Raw genomic sequence first — 17,808 nt, 5'->3', positions numbered from 1 at the left:
CGCCGCCCTGCGTCGGGCAGGGGTTTGGATGTTTATGCGGACCAAACCCTAGCCGACGCGATTTGCGGTCGCGCGAGGAGGGGGGCCTAGTAACTCGGGTGGTTCGCTTGTTTGGCGGCTGCGGGTTGTTTGTGGCTTGTCGCGCCCCGCGGCGGAGCCGCAAATGGACTCAGTCCCGCGCCCCTCAGGTCCGCCGCCCTGCCGGACGTTTTAGCGTTGAGGTGTGTCCTACTTTGACGCAGCTTCCGCTGCCCCTCTTCATCCCGTTGCTCGTCAGGCGCTGTTGGCCTCCCTCGACGAAGGGTGGGCCGATCCTGCGCGGCTGTACCGGGAGGGGCGGCGGGCGCGGATGCTGCTGGATGCTGCTCGGGAAGCCGCTGCCGAGGCCGTGGGATGCCGTCCCGACGAGCTGACCTTCACCTCCTCCGGCACCCAGGCCGTACACACCGCTGTCGCCGGGGCGTTGGCCGGACGCAGGCGCGTCGGGCGTCACCTGATCGTGTCAGCGGTTGAACATTCCTCCGTGCTCCATTCGGCCGAAGTCCATGAGCGGAATGGCGGTACGGTCACCCAAGTCGCCGTCGGCCGAGCGGGAGCCGTCGAGCCCTCGGCGTACGCGGAGGGGCTCCGGCAGGACACCGCGCTGGCGTGTCTGCAGTCGGCCAACCATGAGGTGGGGACCGAGCAGCCGGTCGCGGAGGTGGCCGAGGTGTGCCGGGCGGCCGGGGTGCCGTTGCTGGTGGATGCCGCTCAGTCGCTGGGGTGGGGGCCGGTGGAGGGGAACTGGTCCCTGCTGACCGCAAGTGCGCACAAATGGGGTGGGCCCTCCGGGGTCGGTCTGCTCGCCGTGCGCAAGGGGGTGCGGTTTGCGAGCCAAGGGCCCGTGGATGAGCGGGAGTCGGGGCGGACCGCCGGGTTCGAGAACATCCCGGCGATCGTGGCGGCAGCGGCCTCGCTGCGGGCGGTGCGGGTGGAGGCGGCCCAGGAGGCGGTGCGGCTGCGGGAGCTGACGGAGCGGATCCGGACGCGGGTGCCGCGGCTGGTGCCGGATGTGGAGGTGGTCGGCGATCCGGTGCGCAGGCTGCCCGGAATCGTCACCTTCTCCTGTCTCTATGTCGACGGGGAGACACTGCTGCACGAGCTGGACCGCGCCGGTTTCTCCGTCTCGTCCGGATCGTCCTGTACGAGCAGCACGCTGACGCCCAGCCATGTGCTCAAGGCGATGGGGGTGCTGAGCGAGGGGAACGTGCGGGTGTCGCTGCCGTTCGGGACGGTGGCGGAGGACGTGGAGCGGTTCCTTCAGGTGCTGCCGGGGGCGGTGGCGGGGGTCCGGGAGAAGCTGGGAGCGCCGGTCGCCGAGACCGTCGTACAGGACGACGTCCTGGTCGTGGACTCCCTGGGCAAGCGCTGCCCGATTCCGGTCATCGAGCTGGCGAAGGTCATCGGCGATGTGCCGGTGGGCGGTCTGGTCCGGGTGCTCTCGGACGACGAGGCGGCGCGGCTGGACATCCCGGCGTGGTGCGAGATGCGGGGGCAGGAGTACGTGGGAGAGGAACCGGCGGAGCAGGGCACTGCCTACCTGGTCCGCCGGGTCTCATAGGCGTCGCCTACGCCAGGTGCTCCTGGACCTCGGCGGCGGCGTCGTCGCCGTAGGCCTTGGTGAAGCGCTCCATGAAGTGGCCGCGGCGCAGCTGGTACTCCTGTGTGCCGACCGTCTCGATGACGAGCGTGGCCAGCATGCAGCCGACCTGGGCGGCGCGCTCCAGCGGGACGCCCCAGGCCAGGCCGGACAGGAAGCCCGCGCGGAAGGCGTCGCCGACGCCGGTGGGGTCGGCCTTGCGCTCCTCCTCGGGGCAGCCGACCTCGATCGGGTCCTCGCCGACCCGCTCGATACGGACGCCGCGCGAGCCGAGGGTGGTGACGCGGTGGCCGACCTTGGCGAGGATCTCCGCGTCGCTCCAGCCGGTCTTGGTCTCGATCAGGCCCTTCTCGTACTCGTTGGAGAAGAGGTAGGTCGCGCCCTCCAGCAGTATCCGGATCTCGTCGCCGTTCATCCGGGCGATCTGCTGGGAGAAGTCGGCGGCGAAGGGGATGGACCGGGAGCGGCACTCCTCGGTGTGCCGGAGCATCGCCTCGGGGTCGTCGGCGCCGATCAGGACCAGGTCGAGGCCCCCGACGCGGTCCGCGACGGTCTTCAGCTCGATCAGCCGGGCCTCGCTCATGGCGCCGGTGTAGAACGAGCCGATCTGGTTGTGGTCGGAGTCCGTGGTGCACACGAAGCGGGCGGTGTGCAGGGTCTCGGAGATGCGCACCGAGTCGGTGTCGACGCCGTGCCGGTCCAGCCAGGCCCGGTACTCGTCGAAGTCGAAGCCCGCGGCGCCGACCAGCAGCGGTTCGGTGCCCAGCTGGCCCATGCCGAAGGCGATGTTCGCGCCGACGCCGCCCCGGCGTACGTCCAGGTTGTCGACCAGGAAGGAGAGCGAGACCGTGTGCAGCTGGTCCGCGACGAACTGGTCGGCGAAGCGGCCGGGGAAGGTCATGAGGTGGTCGGTGGCGATGGAGCCGGTGACTGCGATGCGCACGGCGAGGACTCTCCTGTGGGGAGAAACTGGATTGACAGTTCACGCTACCGGGTCTGCGGGCGCTCTGAAATGGCCAAAACTACCCGATAGTAGATCTTTCTTCGCGGGCCTCTTCGTGCATACGGTGCCGTCATGACGAACCTCAAGGTCCACAGCCCGGCCGAGCTGGACGGCGACCTGGCGTCGCTGCGCGGCGACTGCGCCCGGATGGCTCCCCACTGGGCGGCTCCCGACCGGGTGGCCCCCCTTCCGGTCCCGCCGTCGCTCATCCACGGGGTGACCGTGCCACCGAGGTCCGCCCGGCTGCTCGACGCGATGTCGGACTACGGCGACTGAAACAGCGCCTTTCCGGGAACCGCGCGCTCCCCTGCCGCGTCTCATCGCCGTCCCCCGTAGAGGGGATGCGGGATACGACCCTAGGAGCGATGCGGTGAACATCGAGCGACCCGACAACGACGATTCCGTCGGGACGGACGAGAAGAGCGCCGGTACCGGCCGGCGCCGCTCCCCCGCGGTCATCGCGTCCGTGGCGGCCGCGGTCCTGTTGGTCGGCGGTGGCGGGGCCTACCTGGCCGCCACTGCCTCCGGCGGCTCGGACGACGGTACGACGTCGGGGGCGCCCGGCGGTGACACTCCCCCGCCGCTCGCGCTCGACGGCTACTCCGAGGGCGGCACGGGCGGAATCGCGCCGGGTGAGCCGAATCCGTACGGCGCCACCTTCCGGGCCGACGGCGAGCTTCCCGAGGGGCCCGGTTCGGCTCCCGTGTACCGGACGCGGGGCGAGGTCACCGAGGCGGAGGTGGCCCGGCTGGCCGACGCGCTCGGCATCTCCGGGACGCCGGTGCTCCAGGGGCAGGCCTGGCGGATCGGGGCGAAGGACGGTTCCGGGCCGAGTCTGCAGGTGAACCGGCAGGCGCCGGGCACCTGGACCTTCCACCGCTACGCCGCCGGCCCCGACGCCTGCGAGAGCACCACCGTCTGCTCGGACAAGCCCGCCGGTCCGACCGGTGACCCGGTGAGCGAGGCCGCCGCCAAGAAGGCCGCCGCGCCGGTGCTGAAGGCGGTGGGCCAGGACGACGCGAAGCTCGACGCGACCCAGGTGATGGGCGCCCGGCGGGTGGTGAACGCCGATCCGGTGGTCGGCGGGCTGCCCACGTACGGCTGGACGACCGGGGTGAGCGTGAGCGCGCAGGGCGAGGTGGTCGGCGGCAGCGGCCAGCTGAAGGCGCCGGTGAAGGGTGACACGTATCCGGTGCTGAGCGCGGAGAAGACGCTGGGGCTGATGAACGCGGCGCCGGCGGACGATCCGCAGGCGGGCATCGGCGGTTGCGCCAGCCCCGTACCGCTGGAGGGTGAGCCCTCGTGCGGGGAGCCGGGGAAGAAGGAGACCATCACGGTCGAGAAGGCCGTGTTCGGGCTGGCCTCGCACTATGTGGACGCGCGGCAGGCGCTGGTGCCGTCCTGGCTGTTCGAGGTGCGGGCGCCGGGCGCGCAGGACGTCTTCACGGTGACGCATCCGGCCATCGACCCGAAGTACCTGGCGTCGACCACGCCGTCCGGTACCCCGAGCGGGCAGCCCAGCCCGCGGCCGACCGGTCCCGGCGACGAGCCGACCTCGGCGCCGAGCACCCGGGACGTACCGGTGGAGGGCTACACCGCCGAGGGCCGGGAGCTGACCGTCAGCTTCACCGGCGGGGTGTGCGCCGACTACGACGTGGCCGCGAGCGAGGGCAAGGACGCGGTGACGGTCACGGTGACCGAGACCCCGTACCCCGACAAGATCTGCATCATGATCGCCAAGGTCTTCCACCGCACGGTGCAGCTGGACGAGCCGCTCGGTGACCGGAAGGTCGTGGGCTCGGACGGCAAGGCGGTCCCGCTGGAGAAGGCAGGGGCACGGCTGCCGGAGACATCCTCGCCGCGTTAGCCCTTGACGCCGGGTGGTGCGGCCGGTGGGATGCAGCGGTCGGCGATCTTGGAGGCAGGCGTGCGGAAGTGGGCTCCCCTCGGGGCGGCGGTGCTGGCTCTGGGCGTCGGGGCGTGCGGGGCGTCGGCGGGTGAGGGCGATCCGGGGGATGCGCGGCCCGCGTCCCCCTCCTCGCCGGGGCCCGTCCGCCGCTCGACGCCGCCTCCCCCTGTCCGCACGCTCGTCCACGTGTCCGGCGAGCTGCCCGAAGGCCCGGAGACGGTCGCGCCCTACCAGCTCGACGTCATCAGGAGCGAGGAGACCGTCGGGCGGCTGGCGCGGGCGCTGGGACTGCCGAAGCCGCAGGACACGGGCACGCACTGGAGCCACGATCCGAACGGTGGCCGCCCGCTGTTCACCGTCTTCAAGAACGACATCGTCCCCTGGGCGTTCGAGCGCGGCTGGAAGCGCCCGGCCGACGGCCCCCGGCTCGACCCCGGCAAGGCGAAGGCTGCCGTGCTGCCCGTGCTGCGGGCACTGGGGCTGGAGGAGTCCGTGCTGACCACGGCTCCGGGGGCCGGGTCATGGACGGAGGTGACCGCGGATCCGGTGCTCGGCGGCGTGCCTACCGAGGGCTGGTCAGTCAAGGTGTCCGTCGACGGCGAGGGCCGGGTGATGGCCGCCTCCGGGCTCATGGGACGGCCCCGCCGCCTCGACCCGGTGGAGCCGGTCGGGGCGAAGGAGTCCCTGCTCCTGAACGGAGATGAGATCGCCGGGCCCGGCACGGCCTCGGAACTCCCCGGAGTGATCACCCGTCACCGCGAGGTGCCCTCCGCGCGGCTGTACCTGCGCGGCGGCCCCTGCATGGACGGCAGCGGCTTCTGGCTGGAGCCGGTCTGGGAGTTCGGCGGGGGCCCGGACGGGAAGCGGGTCGGCCGGGCCGTGCCGACCGGGACGGACTGCGCCTGAGCCCGGGCAAGCAGACGGCGGCGCCCCCGGTCGCCCCGGAGCCGCCGCCGTACCGCGTTTTCCCGCTGTCAGCTGAAGGAGTCGCCGCAGGCGCAGGAGCCCGTCGCGTTCGGGTTGTCGATCGTGAAGCCCTGCTTCTCGATGGTGTCGACGAAGTCGATCGTGGCGCCGCCCAGGTACGGGGCGCTCATGCGGTCGGTGACGACCTTCACACCGCCGAAGTCCTTCTCCACGTCGCCGTCGAGGGAACGCTCGTCGAAGAAGAGCTGGTAGCGCAGGCCGGAGCAGCCGCCGGGCTGGACGGCGACGCGCAGGGCGAGGTCGTCACGGCCTTCCTGGTCGAGCAGGGCCTTGACCTTTTCCGCGGCGGCGTCGGTCAGGACGATGCCGTCGGTGACGGTGCTGGTCTCGTCCGATACGGACATCTACATCTCTCCCGGGTTGTACGGAGACTGCTTGCCGACGGTTCCAACCGGCGGGGGCGCGGATTCATTCCGGCCCGGCGCTTGTCTTACCGGTCGTGCGGTTCCTTCTTCATGCTCGCACACGGGACGGGGAGCGGAAAACGTCCCTTTCGGGAATGAACGGCGGCTCACAGGGATTCACGTCACATAGACGCTATGGGCATCGTCAAACTGACGTGAATCGCTTATGATAGATAGCGTCATTTCGACGAAAAGCCAGATGGTGACCCCGCCGACCGGTGAACACCGGCCGGCGAGCCGCAGAACAGAAAGGGTGCGTGTCGTGACCACCGCCCAGACCCAGGAGCTCGACGTACAGCCGACGCCCCTCGCCCTGCTGCTCCTCGGCCGTGAGGCCGACCCCAAGAGCGAGCGCGGTGTGGAGTGCCCCGGCGACCTGCCCTCGCCGTCCGACCCGGACCTGGTCGAACGCGCCCGCGCGGCCAAGGAGAAGCTCGGCGACAAGGTGTTCGTGCTCGGCCACCACTACCAGCGCGACGAGGTCATCCAGTTCGCGGACGTCACCGGCGACTCCTTCAAGCTGGCCCGGGACGCGGCCGCGCGGCCCGAGGCCGAGTACATCGTGTTCTGCGGCGTGCACTTCATGGCGGAGTCCGCGGACATCCTGACGGGCGACGACCAGAAGGTGGTCCTCCCCGACCTCGCCGCCGGCTGCTCCATGGCCGACATGGCGACGGCCGAGCAGGTCGCGGAGTGCTGGGACGTGCTGACCGAGGCCGGGATAGCCGAGCAGGTCGTGCCCGTCTCGTACATGAACTCCTCCGCGGACATCAAGGCGTTCACGGGCAAGCACGGTGGCCTGATCTGTACGTCGTCCAACGCCAAGCGCGCCCTGGACTGGGCGTTCGAGCAGGGCGAGAAGGTGCTCTTCCTGCCCGACCAGCACCTCGGCCGCAACACGGCGGTGCGGGACATGGGGATGTCGCTCGAAGACTGCGTCGTCTACAACCCGCACAAGCCGAACGGCGGCCTGACCGCCGACGAGCTGCGCAACGCCAAGATGATCCTGTGGCGCGGCCACTGCTCGGTGCACGGCCGCTTCTCGCTGGACTCGGTCAACGACGTGCGCGAGCGCATCCCGGGCGTGAACGTCCTGGTCCACCCCGAGTGCAAGCACGAGGTCGTGGCCGCGGCGGACTACGTCGGCTCGACCGAGTACATCATCAAGGCGCTGGAGGCGGCCCCGGCCGGCTCCAAGTGGGCCATCGGCACGGAGCTGAACCTGGTCCGCCGCCTGGCGAACCGTTTCGCGCCGGAGGGCAAGGAGATCGTCTTCCTCGACAAGACGGTCTGCTTCTGCTCGACGATGAACCGCATCGACCTCCCCCACCTGGTCTGGACCCTGGAGTCCCTGGCCGAGGGCAACCTCGTCAACCGCATCGAGGTCGACAAGGAGACCGAGGCGTTCGCGAAGCTGGCGCTGGAGCGGATGCTGGCGCTGCCGTAACCCCCGTAGGACGTTCGCTCACCCCGATACGGGTTTCCGGTCGGGGTGAGCGGGGTCGAGGCTGAAGACGTCGCCGGCCGGGGTGGCGACGACCAGGGCGCCCCGGTGAAGCAGCACCTCGGGCAGCTCCGAGGTCCGGGCGACCCACTTGGCACGCGGCAGCGTCTCCCACAGCAGCGTGCCCTTCCTGGTCTCCAGGGCGGCGACCCGGCCGCTGGCGCTGGAGAGGTAGACCACGCGGGCGCGCGGGTCGTAGGTGACGGCGCTCGGCTGTTCCAGGCTCGTCGGCGACTGCCACAGCTGCTTGCCCGTCCGGGCCGACACGGCGGTCACCTGGCCGGAGGAGCCGGTGAACCACAGCGTGCCGCCCGCCAGCGTCACCTTGCCCTCGAAGTTCTCCGCCAGCTTCGTCGTCGTCGCGACGCCCGTCTCCGGGTGCACCAGCCGGATCCGGGAGAACGGCCCCTCGTCGCCCGCGAGTATTTTTCCGTCCTCGTTCTCGGCCGGGTCGAGATAGAGCAGGTGGCCGTCGTACATCCCGAAGAGGGATCCCCGGTCGGGGACCGTCAGGCGTCGCTCGGAGCCGTCGGACCGGTCGAGATTCAGGAGCAGTGCGCTCGGGGTGGGCGAGATGTCCGACGAGCACTCCCAGTAGAGGTCCTCGACGGTCTCCACGGCATAGCAGTACTGCTCCTTCGGGAGCGGCACCGTCCAGCGCTCGGTGCCGGTGCGCGGCGAGCGGGCGGTCACCGAAGTGCCGCTCTCGTCCGGGAGGATCACGAGGTCACCGGAGAGGTACGGGGTGGTCCAGCCGATGTTCACCGCGCGATGCCAGAGCCGCTTCCCGGTCTCGGTGTCGAAGGCGGTGACCGAGGCCGCGCCGTTCTCCCCCTCCCACCGGACCAGCATCGTGTCGTCCACGACGCCGAGGAGCTCGTAGAGGTACGACGCCTTGCCCGTTGCAGGCCGCTCCACGTCGGCGCGCCATTCGGTCCGTCCGGTGAGCCCGTCGATTCGCACGGGGAACACCCCGCCGCCCGCGCAGTAGGCGGATCCCTCGTACATCCGGCACCCCGGGCCGCTGTCCGTCCCTTCCGTCAGCAGGTCGCGCCCCTTTTTCAGGCCCCGCTCGGCGGTTGCGTTCACCGTGGTCTGCCAGGGCTGCCAGCCGCCCGGCAGCTCCTGCGTCCAGCGGGAGGCGGCGGCCTCCGTGCGGGTCGCGCCGCCCTCGCCCTCGCTGTCCGCCCATCCCGGCCCGTTCAGCAGATACGCCGTCAGCCCGAGGGCCAGCGCGCCGATCGTGCCGGTCGCGGCCCACAGCGGGCGCAGTCGGCGGCGGCCGGAGGAGGTGGCAGGGACCCCGGTCCCCGTGGGGGGAAGCGGGCGCAGGGTCACCGTCGCCGGGTCGTCCGCCGCCCCCTCCGGCAGCACCGTCGCGAACTCGCGGGCCAGCTCGTCCAGTCCGGGCCGGTCCTTGGCGTCCTTGGCCAGACAGCGCTCGAGGATCGCGCGCAGAGGCTGTCGTACGCCGTCCAGGACGGGCTCGTCGTGGACCACCCGGTACGCCGTCAGGTAGGGGCTGTCCGCGTCGAACGGCCCCCGGCCGGTGAGGGTGTACACCAGCAGCGCGCCGAGTGAGAAGACGTCGGAGGCCGGGCCCACCGAGCGGGCGTCGGTGAGCTGTTCCGGGGACATGAAGGGCGGGGTGCCGATCATCTGGCCGGTCTCGGTGAGGGTGATGTTCTCCGCGGCCCGGGAGATGCCGAAGTCGATGACGCGCGGGCCGTCGTCGGCCAGCAGGACGTTGGCGGGCTTGAGGTCGCGGTGCACGACTCCCGCCCGGTGGATGTCCCGCAGCGCCTCGACCAACCCCAGCGCCAGCCGCCGCAGTTCGGTCTCCCGCAGCGGGCCCAGCTCACGGATCCGTTCGGCGAGCGAGCGGCCCGGCACGTACTGCGTCGCCATCCACGGCCGCGCCGCCTCCGGGTCGGCGTCCACGACCGGCGCGGTGAAGGCGCCGCTCACCTTGCGGACGGCGTCGATCTCCTGGTGGAAGCGGGCGCGGAAGACCCGGTCCCCGGCGTACTGCGCGTGCACCACCTTGACGGCGACCTCGCGTCCGGAGCGCGATCTGCCCCGGTAGACGACGCCCATGCCGCCGGCTCCCAGCCGGTCGACCAGCCTGTACCCGCCCACCGACCTCGGATCGTCCTTGTGCAGCGGCACGCCCCGATCCCTCTCCCCCGTATGCCAGTTGAGGGAAAGGATACGGCCGGGTTCCGTACGCGCACGTACGGAACCCGGCCGCCCCGGTCAGACCTTCACAGGCTCCGGCTGCGCCGGTACCTCCGCCTTCTTCTCCCGCTTCGCCGCGCGCTTCTTGGCCCGGCGCTCCTTGCGGAGCTCCAGCATCGTGTAGAGCGTCGGGACGAGGAGCAGGGTGAGCAGGGTCGAGGTGATCAGGCCGCCGATCACCACCACCGCGAGCGGCTGGGCGATGAAGCCGCCCTCGCCGGTGACGCCCAGCGCCATCGGAAGGAGGGCGAAGATCGTCGCCAGGGCCGTCATGAGGATCGGGCGCAGCCGGTGGCGGCCGCCCTCGATCACGGCCTCGACGACGCCGTAGCCCTGTGCGCGGTACTGGTTGATGAGGTCGATCAGCACGATCGCGTTGGTCACCACGATGCCGATCAGCATCAGCATGCCGATCATCGCGGGGACGCCCATCGGGGTGCCGGTGGCGATCAGGAGGCCGATGGCGCCCGTGGCCGCGAACGGGATGGAGACCAGCAGGATCAGCGGCTGGGCGAGCGAGCGGAAGGTCGCGACCAGGAGCATGAAGACGATCGCGATGGCCGCCAGCATCGCCAGGCCCAGGTTGGCGAAGGCCTCGTCCTGGTCCTGGGAGACCCCGCCGATGTCGGCGGTGGCGCCCGCGGGGAGCTTCAGGCCGTCGATCTTCGCCTGGAGGTCCGCGCTCACCGCGCCGGTGTTGTCACCGGTCGGCTTCGCCGTGATCGTCGCGGCACGCCGGCCGTCGATGCGGGTCATCGACACGGGGCCGTCGACCAGCTTCACCGTCGCCACGTCGGACAGCTTCACCGGGCCCAGGCGCAGGGCCTTGAGCTCGGCCAGCGTCCGGGCGGGGTTCGCCGAGCGGATGACCACATCGCGCTCGGTGTCGTCCAGCGTCGCCTTGGCCGCCGTGGTGCCGCGGACCGCCTGGGCGACCGCCGCGCCCAGGCCGGCGTCGTCGAAACCGGCCGCCGCCGCCTTGTCGTTGGCCTTGACCGAGATGCGCGGGACGCTCTGCGACAGGTCGCTGGTGACGTCGGTGACGTCGTCCAGGCCGGCCACGGCCTTGCGGACCTCCTCCGCGGACTCGCGCAGCACCTGCGCGTCGGCCGCCTTCACGACGACGCTCAGGTCCTGGCTGCCGAAGCCGTCACCGACGGCGACGGTGGTGGTGCCGATGTTCTTGAGGTCCTTCAGCCCGGCCTCGATGCGGTCGGTGACGTCCTCGGACAAGGCCGAGTCCTCCAGCATCACCGAGTACGACGCCTGGTTGGTGTCCGTGCCGCCGCCGAAGGCCGCCATGAAGCCGGACGAGCCGATGGTGACCTGGTAGTCCTTGACGCCCTCGGTCCCCGCGAGCAGCTTCTCGACCTTCCTCGCCTGCGCGTCGGTCGCGGCCAGGCTGGTGCCGGGCTTCAACTCCTGCTTGACGGTGAGGACTTCCTGCTCGCCCTGGTCGAAGAAGTTCGTCTTCAGCAGCGGGGTCATGCCGAAGGTGCCGATCAGGATGACGATCGCGAGGGCCACGCTCGTCATGCGGCGGCGTGTGGCGAAGCGCAGGACGGGGACGTAGAGGCGCTGCAGGCGGCTCCTCGCCTCCTTCTCCTCGGCCTTGCGGCGGGCTTCGCCGGCGTCCTCCGGGGTGCCCTTCGGGGCGCGCAGGAACCAGTACGACAGCACTGGCACGACCGTCAGCGAGACGAGGAGGGAGGCCAGCAGGGCCGCCGTCACCGTCAGGCTGAAGGAGCCGAACAGCTCGCCCACCATGCCGCCGACCAGGCCGATCGGCAGGAACACGGCGACGGTGGTGAGCGTCGAGGACGTCACCGCGCCGGCCACCTCGCGGACGGCCTTCAGGATGGCCGCCTCGCGCTCCTCGCCGTAGCCGAGGTGCCGCTTGATGTTCTCCAGGACCACGATCGAGTCGTCGACGACCCGGCCGATGGCGATGGTCAGGGCGCCCAGCGTGAGCATGTTCAGGGAGAGGTCCTGGGTCCACAGCACGATCAGGGCCAGGACGACGGAGAGCGGGATGCTCACCGCCGTGACCAGCGTGGAGCGGACCGACGCCAGGAAGACCAGGATGACCAGGACCGCGAAGAGCAGACCCAGGGCGCCCTCGGTGGTCAGGCCGTCGATGGACTTGGCCACCGCCGGACCCTGGTCGCTGACGACGGTCACCTCGGCGCCGAGGTCCTCGCTCAGCCGCGGCAGCCTGTCGTTCACGGCGTCCGAGATCGCCACCGCGCTGCCGTCGCGGTCCATGGTCACCATGACCGCGAGGCTCGGCTCGCCGTTGGTGCGGGTGATCGAGTCGGCCGGGGCCTGCTCCTGCTCGACCGTGGCGACGTCACCGAGGCGGACCGGCTTGCCCTCGGTCCTGATCCGCAGGTTCTCGATCTGCGCCAGCGAGGTGAAGCCGCCGCCGACCTGGACGGTCCGGTTGGCGCCGTCCTCGTCGAAGGAGCCGGCCGGGACGGTGGCGCCGCCCGCCTGGAGGGCCTGCGCGAGGGACTGCGCGGTCAGACCGGCCTCGGCCAGCTTCGCGTCGTCCGGGGTGACACCGACCTGGAGGTCGCGTACGCCGTCGACGGTGACCTGGCCGACGCCGTCGATGTCCTTCAGGACCGGTACGACCGTCCGGTCGAGCTGGTCGGCCAGCGCCTGCTGGTCCTTGTCGGCGGTGACGGCGAGCACGACGGTCGGCATGTCGTCCGTCGAACCGGCCACGACCTGCGGGTCCACGTCGTCCGGGAGCTGGACGCGGGCCCGGTTCACGGCCTGCTGGACGTCGGCGACGAGCTGCTGGGTGTCGTTGCCGTAGTCGAAGGAGGCCATGATCAGGGCGTTGCCCTCACTGGCCGTGGAGGTGACGCCGGTGATGCCGTCCACGCCTTCGAGGCTGTCCTCGATGGGCTCGACGACCTGCTTCTCCACCACGTCGGGGGACGCGCCCTGGTACGGCGCCAGCACCGACACCATGGGCAGTTCGATGGACGGCAGCAGCTGCTGCTTGAGCTGGGGTATCGCGATCGCGCCGAAAGCGAGCGCGATGATCGACACGAGCCCGATCAGGGCTCGTTGCGCGAGGCTGAATCGTGACAGCCAGGACATGGGATCAGGGTCTCTCTTCTGTCGAGCAGAGCGGCCCCTTCACCCTCAGCCATGCGGAACCGCCGATTCGTAGCCCCGAAGTCCCGTTCCTTATCTCGCGCATACTCCGGGCGCAGTACGCCCGGCCGTCGCTCAGTCCACCCTTGGACGGACCAGCCCCGACTCGTAAGCGATCACCACGAGCTGCGCCCGGTCCCGGGCGCCCAGCTTGGACATGGCCCGGTTGACGTGCGTCTTCACGGTCAGCGGGCTGACCTCAAGGCGTTCGGCGATCTCGTCGTTGGAGTGCCCGCCGGCCACCTGGACCAGCACCTCGCGCTCCCGCACGGTGAGCGCGTCGAGGCGCTGGGCGCGGGCGGGGTCGCGTTCCTCGTCCGCCGGGCCGCCCTGGGCGAGGAAGCGGGCGATCAGGCCCTTGGTGGCGGCCGGGGAGAGCAGGGCCTCGCCGCCGGCAGCGACCCGGATGGCGTTGAGGAGTTCGTCGGGCTCACTGCCCTTGCCGAGGAAGCCGGAGGCGCCGGCCCGCAGCGACTGCACGACGTAGTCGTCGACCTCGAACGTGGTCAGGATGACGATACGGACGTGGGCGAGACCGGGGTCCTCGCTGATCATGCGGGTGGCCGCGAGGCCGTCCGTGCCGGGCATCCGGATGTCCATGAGGACGACGTCGGCCCGGTGCTCCCGGGTCAGCCGCACCGCCTCCGCGCCGTCGGACGCCTCCCCCACCACCTCCATGTCGGACTCGGAGTCGACGAGCACACGGAAGGCGCTGCGCAGCAGGGCCTGGTCGTCGGCGAGCAGGACACGGATGGTCATACGGAGTCCTCCGTGGCGCGGGATCGGGTCTTGACGGGCAGGATCGCATGGACGCGGAAGCCGCCTCCGTAGCGGGGACCGGTGGTGAGGGTGCCGCGCAGGGCGGTGACGCGCTCGCGCATGCCGAGCAGACCGTGGCCGCCGCCGGAGACGGGGGCGTCCTCGTCCCGGCTGCCGTTGTCGAGCACCGTGATCTCCACGTTCGGGCCCACGCGTACGACGCTGACCTCGGCCTTCGCCTCCGCACCGGCGTGCTTCTGCACATTGGTGAGGGCTTCCTGGATGACGCGGTAGGCGGCCAGGTCGACGGCGGCGGGCAGGGTCGTGCCCTGGTCGGTGCGGGCGACCTCGACCTGGAGTCCGGCGCTGCGGAAGGTGCCGACGAGCTCGTCGAGGCGGTCCAGGCCGGGGGCGGGCTCGGTGGGGGCCTCGGGGTCGCCGGACTGGCGCAGCAGGCCGACGGTGGCGCGCAGTTCGTTGAGCGCGGAGCGGCTGGCCTCCCGTACGTGGGCCAGGGCCTCCTTGGCCTGGTCGGGACGCTTGTCCATGACGTGCGCGGCGACTCCGGCCTGCACATTGACCAGGGCGATGTGGTGGGCGACGACGTCGTGCAGGTCGCGGGCGATGCGCAAGCGCTCCTCGGCGACCCGGCGGCGGGCCTCCTCCTCGCGGGTGCGTTCGGCGCGCTCGGCGCGTTCCCGGATCGCGTCGACGAAGGCACGACGGCTGCGGATCGCGTCGCCGGCGGTGGCCGCCATACCGGTCCAGGCGAAGATCGCCAGGTTCTCCTGGGCGTACCAGGGCAGGGGGCCGGCCAGCATGGCGACGCCGGTCAGCACGGTCATGGTGAGCAGGCCGAGACGCCAGGTGGTGGGGCGGTCGGTGGTGGAGGCGACGGTGTAGAGGGCGACGACCGCGGACATGGCGACGGGGGCGCGGGGGTCGCTGGTGACGCTCTCGATGATGGAGAAGGCGCCGGTGAGGGCGAGGACGGTACGGGGGGCTCGGCGGCGGAAGACGAGGGCTGCGGCGCCGAGGGTGATGAGGATCAGGCTGGGGGTGTCGGGGGTGCGGACGCCCCAGGTGACGCCGTTCTTGCCGTGCGGGTCCACGAAGGAGCCGGCGACCATGCAGAGCAGGACGCCTGCGGCGAGGGCCGCGTCCAGCGCCATGGGGTGCGCTTTGAGATGGGCTCTGGCGCGGTCGAGGGTGCTCACGGCTGTTTACGGTAGCTGGGGTTCATGTGTCTGCGAATGCCGCCCGGCGTTGGGCTGAGCGGGGGTGGGTGCGCAGCCCGGCGCGACGGGGTGCCGCCTCTCTTTGGCAGCGGGGCCGCCCCAGGCGGCACTCATGCCCGCAGGCTGAGCCGGTTCAGCCCGGGATCAGGCCATCGTCGCTCAGCAGCTCCCGGACCTCCTCCAGGGTTGCGTCCGGGGACGGGAGGATCAGTTCCGACGGTTCCAGGGAGTCGTCCGGAAGTGGCTCGCCCAGTTCGCGGACCTTGATGAGCAGGGCATGGAGGGTGCGGCGGAAGCCGGGCCCGTCGCCGTTCTCCATCTCCCTCAGGAGTTCGTCGTCCAGCTTGTTCAGTTCGGTGAGGTGGCTGTCGGCCAGCCTCACCTGACCCTCCCCCATGATCCTTACGATCATGTCGCCCTCCTAGGCGTGGGCCCCGGCCGGGTTACTGCTTGTCGAAGCGCGGGGTGTCCTGCGGCTGCTGCTGGCCCTGACCGGTGCCGCCCTCGATGGCCTGCTGCTGCCCCGAGGTGCCTCCGGCCAGCTCGGCCTTCATGCGCTGCAGTTCCAGCTCTACATCCGTACCACCGGAGAGCCGGTCCAGCTCGGCCTGGATGTCGTCCTTGTGCATGCCGGACTGGTCGTCCAGGGCGCCGGAGGCGAGCAGTTCGTCGATCGCCCCGGCCCTGGCCTGGAGCTGGGCGGTCTTGTCCTCGGCCCGCTGGATGGCCAGGCCGACGTCGCCCATCTCCTCGGAGATGCCGGAGAAGGCCTCGCCGATCCGGGTCTGGGCCTGGGCCGCCGTGTACGTGGCCTTGATGGTCTCCTTCTTCGTACGGAAGGCGTCGACCTTGGCCTGGAGCCGCTGGGCCGCGAGGGTGAGCTTCTCCTCCTCGCCCTGGAGGGTCGCGTGCTGCGTCTCCAGGTCGGTCACCTGCTGCTGGAGGGCGGCGCGGCGGGACAGCGCCTCGCGGGCCAGGTCCTCCCGGCCCAGCGCGAGCGCCTTGCGCCCCTGGTCCTCCAGCTTCGACGACTGCGACTGCAGCTGGTTCAGCTGGAGCTCCAGGCGCTTGCGGCTGGTGGCCACGTCGGCGACGCCGCGGCGGACCTTCTGGAGGAGTTCCAACTGCTTCTGGTACGAGTAATCGAGGGTCTCGCGCGGGTCCTCGGCCCGGTCAAGGGCCTTGTTCGCCTTCGCGCGGAAGATCATCCCCATACGCTTCATGACACCGCTCATGGGCTTCGCGCGCCCCCTTCTGACGGACTCCAGCTCCAGCTCCTGCGACAGAACCCACAGTACGGGCCCTGCATCCATTACCGCACTGTTCGGGGACGGATGCGCTCATCCCCGAGGACGACTGTGCTCGCCCGCTCTCCGGCGTAGGGAGTAGGTGCTTCCCGGGGTCCCTGCCAGGGTCCTCGGAAACGAACACAACGTCCCCTCTGTCCCCCTACATGACGACTGGTGTTGCCGGATCGTTCCCCATCGGGCTGGGGCTCATGCGTCCGCACCCCGTACCCTTGGGTTTTGTGTTCCGTAGCCGTGCCAAGGAAGAGAAGGCCGCTGCCGCCGACAAGGCGCCGCTGACCGACTCCAAGCAGCCCCGTGACCCGCAGGCCCCCAAGGGTCGGCCCACGCCCAAGCGCAGTGAGGCCCAGACCCAGCGCCGCAGCGTCGCCAATACGCCGACCTCGCGCAAGGAGGCCGCCAAGCGTCAGCGCGAGGAGCGCCGCCAGGCCCTGACCCGGCAGCGCGAGGCGCTGGCGAACGGCGACGAGCGGTACCTGCCCGCCCGTGACAAGGGCCCGGTGCGCCGCCTCGCGCGTGACTTCATCGACTCGCGCTTCAACGTCGCGGAGTTCTTCCTCCCGATGGCCGTGATCATCCTCGTGCTGAGCATGGTGCGGGTGGCCCAGCTGCAGAGCATCGCGCTGCTGCTGTGGCTCGTCGTGATCGTGCTGATCGTGCTCGACTCGATCGTCACCGGCGTCCGCCTGAAGAAGCGCCTGAACGAGCGCTTCCCCGACGAGAGCAAGCGCGGTGCCGTCGCCTACGCGCTGATGCGCTCCCTCCAGATGCGCCGGCTCCGGCTGCCCAAGCCGCAGGTCAAGCGCGGGGAACGGCCCTGAGCACGACGCCTTTCTCCGGGGGCGCGGCGCAGTCCTGGCTGACCAAGCTGGGTGGTCTGCGTGACGTCGTACGACAGGAGCTGGTGGCCCGGCAGCTCGACGAGCAGATAGCCGGGCGCTTCCCGGTGGGGCAGCGCCTTCGGGTCCTCGATGTGGGGATGGGGCAGGGCACGCAGGCCCTGCGGCTGGCCCGGGCCGGGCACCAGGTGACCGGCCTTGAGCAGGACGCCACGATGATCTCCGCGGCGCGCGAGGCGCTGGCCTCGGAGCCGGACGGGATCCGCGAGCGGATGCGGATCATCGAGGGCGACGGCCGGGACACCGGTGTGCACTTCCTGCCGGGCAGCTTCGACGTGGTGCTCTGCCACGGCGTGCTCATGTACGTCGAGGAGCCCGACGCCCTGCTCGCGGGGATGGCGCGGATGCTCGCCCCGGGCGGGCTGCTGTCGCTGCTGGTCCGCAACGCCGACGCGCTCGCCATGCGGCCCGGCCTGTCCGGCGACTGGACCGGCGCGCTGGCCGCCTTCGACACGACGGCGTACCGGAACCGGCTGGGCCTCGATGTCCGGGCGGACCGCCTGGACACCCTGACGGCGACGCTCGCCGGCATCGGTGCCCCGCTGCACGCCTGGTACGGCGTGCGGGTCTTCACGGACACGGCGGCGGACGGGGCCGAGATCCCGGCCGACGTGGAGGCGCTGCTGGCGGCCGAGGCACGGGCCGGGCGGACGGATCCGTACCGGGCTGTCGCGGCTCTGCTGCACCTGTGCGGAGTGCGGGGCTGAGACCCGTTCGGGCGTTCACCGCAAGCCGGACATACGCCTCGAC

Annotated in this window: 15 protein-coding genes; 7 read left to right on the top strand and 8 right to left on the bottom strand. The window is 71.1% G+C overall.

The features are described 5' to 3' along the window. Positions 1-223 precede the first annotated feature (223 nt). Complete coding sequence (locus AB0Q90_RS07265) at positions 224-1,600, top strand: aminotransferase class V-fold PLP-dependent enzyme (protein WP_363158024.1); 1,377 nt, start codon at positions 224-226, stop codon at positions 1,598-1,600. A gap of 7 nt (positions 1,601-1,607) precedes the next feature. Here AB0Q90_RS07265 and AB0Q90_RS07260 read toward each other — a convergent pair whose 3' ends face one another. Then, a complete protein-coding gene (locus tag AB0Q90_RS07260) occupies positions 1,608-2,582 on the bottom strand; it encodes a carbohydrate kinase family protein (RefSeq protein WP_363158023.1) in 975 nt (324 codons plus the stop codon). Positions 2,583-2,714: 132 nt separating this feature from the next. Here AB0Q90_RS07260 and AB0Q90_RS07255 point away from each other — a divergent pair, with 132 nt between their 5' ends. The 3 genes from AB0Q90_RS07255 (at position 2,715) to AB0Q90_RS07245 (ending at position 5,457) form a co-directional block, all read left to right on the top strand. Next, the gene (locus AB0Q90_RS07255; RefSeq protein WP_363158022.1) at positions 2,715-2,918 is read left to right on the top strand and encodes a hypothetical protein; all 204 of its coding nucleotides are present in this window, start codon (positions 2,715-2,717) and stop codon (positions 2,916-2,918) included. 94 nt (positions 2,919-3,012) lie between these two features. Next, on the top strand, positions 3,013-4,509 hold the full coding sequence (locus AB0Q90_RS07250) for a hypothetical protein (protein ID WP_363158021.1): 1,497 nt from the start codon (positions 3,013-3,015) through the stop codon (positions 4,507-4,509). A 228-nt stretch (positions 4,510-4,737) separates the two neighbouring features. Beyond that, entirely contained in the window at positions 4,738-5,457 is a 720-nt protein-coding gene (locus AB0Q90_RS07245; protein ID WP_363158020.1) for a hypothetical protein, read from the top strand. A 68-nt stretch (positions 5,458-5,525) separates the two neighbouring features. Here AB0Q90_RS07245 and AB0Q90_RS07240 read toward each other — a convergent pair whose 3' ends face one another. Then, complete coding sequence (locus tag AB0Q90_RS07240) at positions 5,526-5,882, bottom strand: iron-sulfur cluster assembly accessory protein (protein WP_363158019.1); 357 nt, start codon at positions 5,880-5,882, stop codon at positions 5,526-5,528. Between the two features lie 322 nt (positions 5,883-6,204). Here AB0Q90_RS07240 and nadA point away from each other — a divergent pair, with 322 nt between their 5' ends. Beyond that, positions 6,205-7,389, top strand: a complete 1,185-nt coding sequence (gene nadA / locus AB0Q90_RS07235; protein WP_363158018.1) for a quinolinate synthase NadA — start codon at positions 6,205-6,207, stop codon at positions 7,387-7,389. 18 nt (positions 7,390-7,407) lie between these two features. On the opposite strand, the gene AB0Q90_RS07230 is transcribed toward nadA, so the two are convergent. The 6 genes from AB0Q90_RS07230 to AB0Q90_RS07205 form a co-directional block, all read right to left on the bottom strand. Continuing rightward, on the bottom strand, positions 7,408-9,615 hold the full coding sequence (locus AB0Q90_RS07230) for a serine/threonine-protein kinase (protein ID WP_363158017.1): 2,208 nt from the start codon (positions 9,613-9,615) through the stop codon (positions 7,408-7,410). 87 nt (positions 9,616-9,702) lie between these two features. Continuing rightward, positions 9,703-12,798, bottom strand: coding sequence for an efflux RND transporter permease subunit (locus AB0Q90_RS07225; protein WP_363158016.1), 3,096 nt, complete (start codon positions 12,796-12,798; stop codon positions 9,703-9,705). A gap of 132 nt (positions 12,799-12,930) precedes the next feature. After that, the gene (locus AB0Q90_RS07220) at positions 12,931-13,614 is read right to left on the bottom strand and encodes a response regulator transcription factor (protein ID WP_363158015.1); all 684 of its coding nucleotides are present in this window, start codon (positions 13,612-13,614) and stop codon (positions 12,931-12,933) included. Further along, a complete protein-coding gene (locus AB0Q90_RS07215; RefSeq protein WP_363158014.1) occupies positions 13,611-14,831 on the bottom strand; it encodes a histidine kinase in 1,221 nt (406 codons plus the stop codon). The genes AB0Q90_RS07220 and AB0Q90_RS07215 overlap by 4 nt, the downstream gene beginning before the upstream one ends. 154 nt (positions 14,832-14,985) lie before the next feature. Then, positions 14,986-15,264 carry a hypothetical protein gene (locus AB0Q90_RS07210; protein WP_363158013.1) on the bottom strand — a complete coding sequence of 93 codons (279 nt, stop codon included), beginning with the start codon at positions 15,262-15,264 and terminating at the stop codon, positions 14,986-14,988. A gap of 31 nt (positions 15,265-15,295) precedes the next feature. Continuing rightward, positions 15,296-16,075, bottom strand: coding sequence for a PspA/IM30 family protein (locus AB0Q90_RS07205; protein ID WP_363158012.1), 780 nt, complete (start codon positions 16,073-16,075; stop codon positions 15,296-15,298). Positions 16,076-16,305: 230 nt separating this feature from the next. Between AB0Q90_RS07205 and AB0Q90_RS07200 the strand changes: the two genes are divergently transcribed. Next, positions 16,306-16,980: a DUF3043 domain-containing protein gene (locus AB0Q90_RS07200; RefSeq protein ID WP_363158011.1), complete on the top strand. Its 675-nt coding sequence runs from the start codon at positions 16,306-16,308 to the stop codon at positions 16,978-16,980. A gap of 83 nt (positions 16,981-17,063) precedes the next feature. Beyond that, on the top strand, positions 17,064-17,765 hold the full coding sequence (locus AB0Q90_RS07195; RefSeq protein ID WP_363158010.1) for a methyltransferase domain-containing protein: 702 nt from the start codon (positions 17,064-17,066) through the stop codon (positions 17,763-17,765). Positions 17,766-17,808 lie beyond the last annotated feature (43 nt).

It is taken from the genome of Streptomyces sp. NPDC079141 (assembly GCF_040686775.1).
GTDB lineage: Bacteria > Actinomycetota > Actinomycetes > Streptomycetales > Streptomycetaceae > Streptomyces.
Note: the sequence above shows the minus strand (reverse complement) of the source record. Positions and strands in the feature narration are given on the sequence as shown.

What these genes read in the sequence shown, in the direction of transcription:
- AB0Q90_RS07225 (WP_363158016.1), bottom strand. Translation starts at nt 12,798, where the DNA reads ATGTCCTGGCTGTCACGATTCAGCCTCGCGCAACGAGCCCTGATCGGG.
- AB0Q90_RS07220 (WP_363158015.1), bottom strand. Translation starts at nt 13,614, where the DNA reads ATGACCATCCGTGTCCTGCTCGCCGACGACCAGGCCCTGCTGCGCAGC.
- AB0Q90_RS07200 (WP_363158011.1), top strand. Translation starts at nt 16,306, where the DNA reads ATGACGACTGGTGTTGCCGGATCGTTCCCCATCGGGCTGGGGCTCATG.
- AB0Q90_RS07240 (WP_363158019.1), bottom strand. Translation starts at nt 5,882, where the DNA reads ATGTCCGTATCGGACGAGACCAGCACCGTCACCGACGGCATCGTCCTG.
- AB0Q90_RS07205 (WP_363158012.1), bottom strand. Translation starts at nt 16,075, where the DNA reads ATGAAGCGTATGGGGATGATCTTCCGCGCGAAGGCGAACAAGGCCCTT.
- AB0Q90_RS07210 (WP_363158013.1), bottom strand. Translation starts at nt 15,264, where the DNA reads ATGATCGTAAGGATCATGGGGGAGGGTCAGGTGAGGCTGGCCGACAGC.
- AB0Q90_RS07255 (WP_363158022.1), top strand. Translation starts at nt 2,715, where the DNA reads ATGACGAACCTCAAGGTCCACAGCCCGGCCGAGCTGGACGGCGACCTG.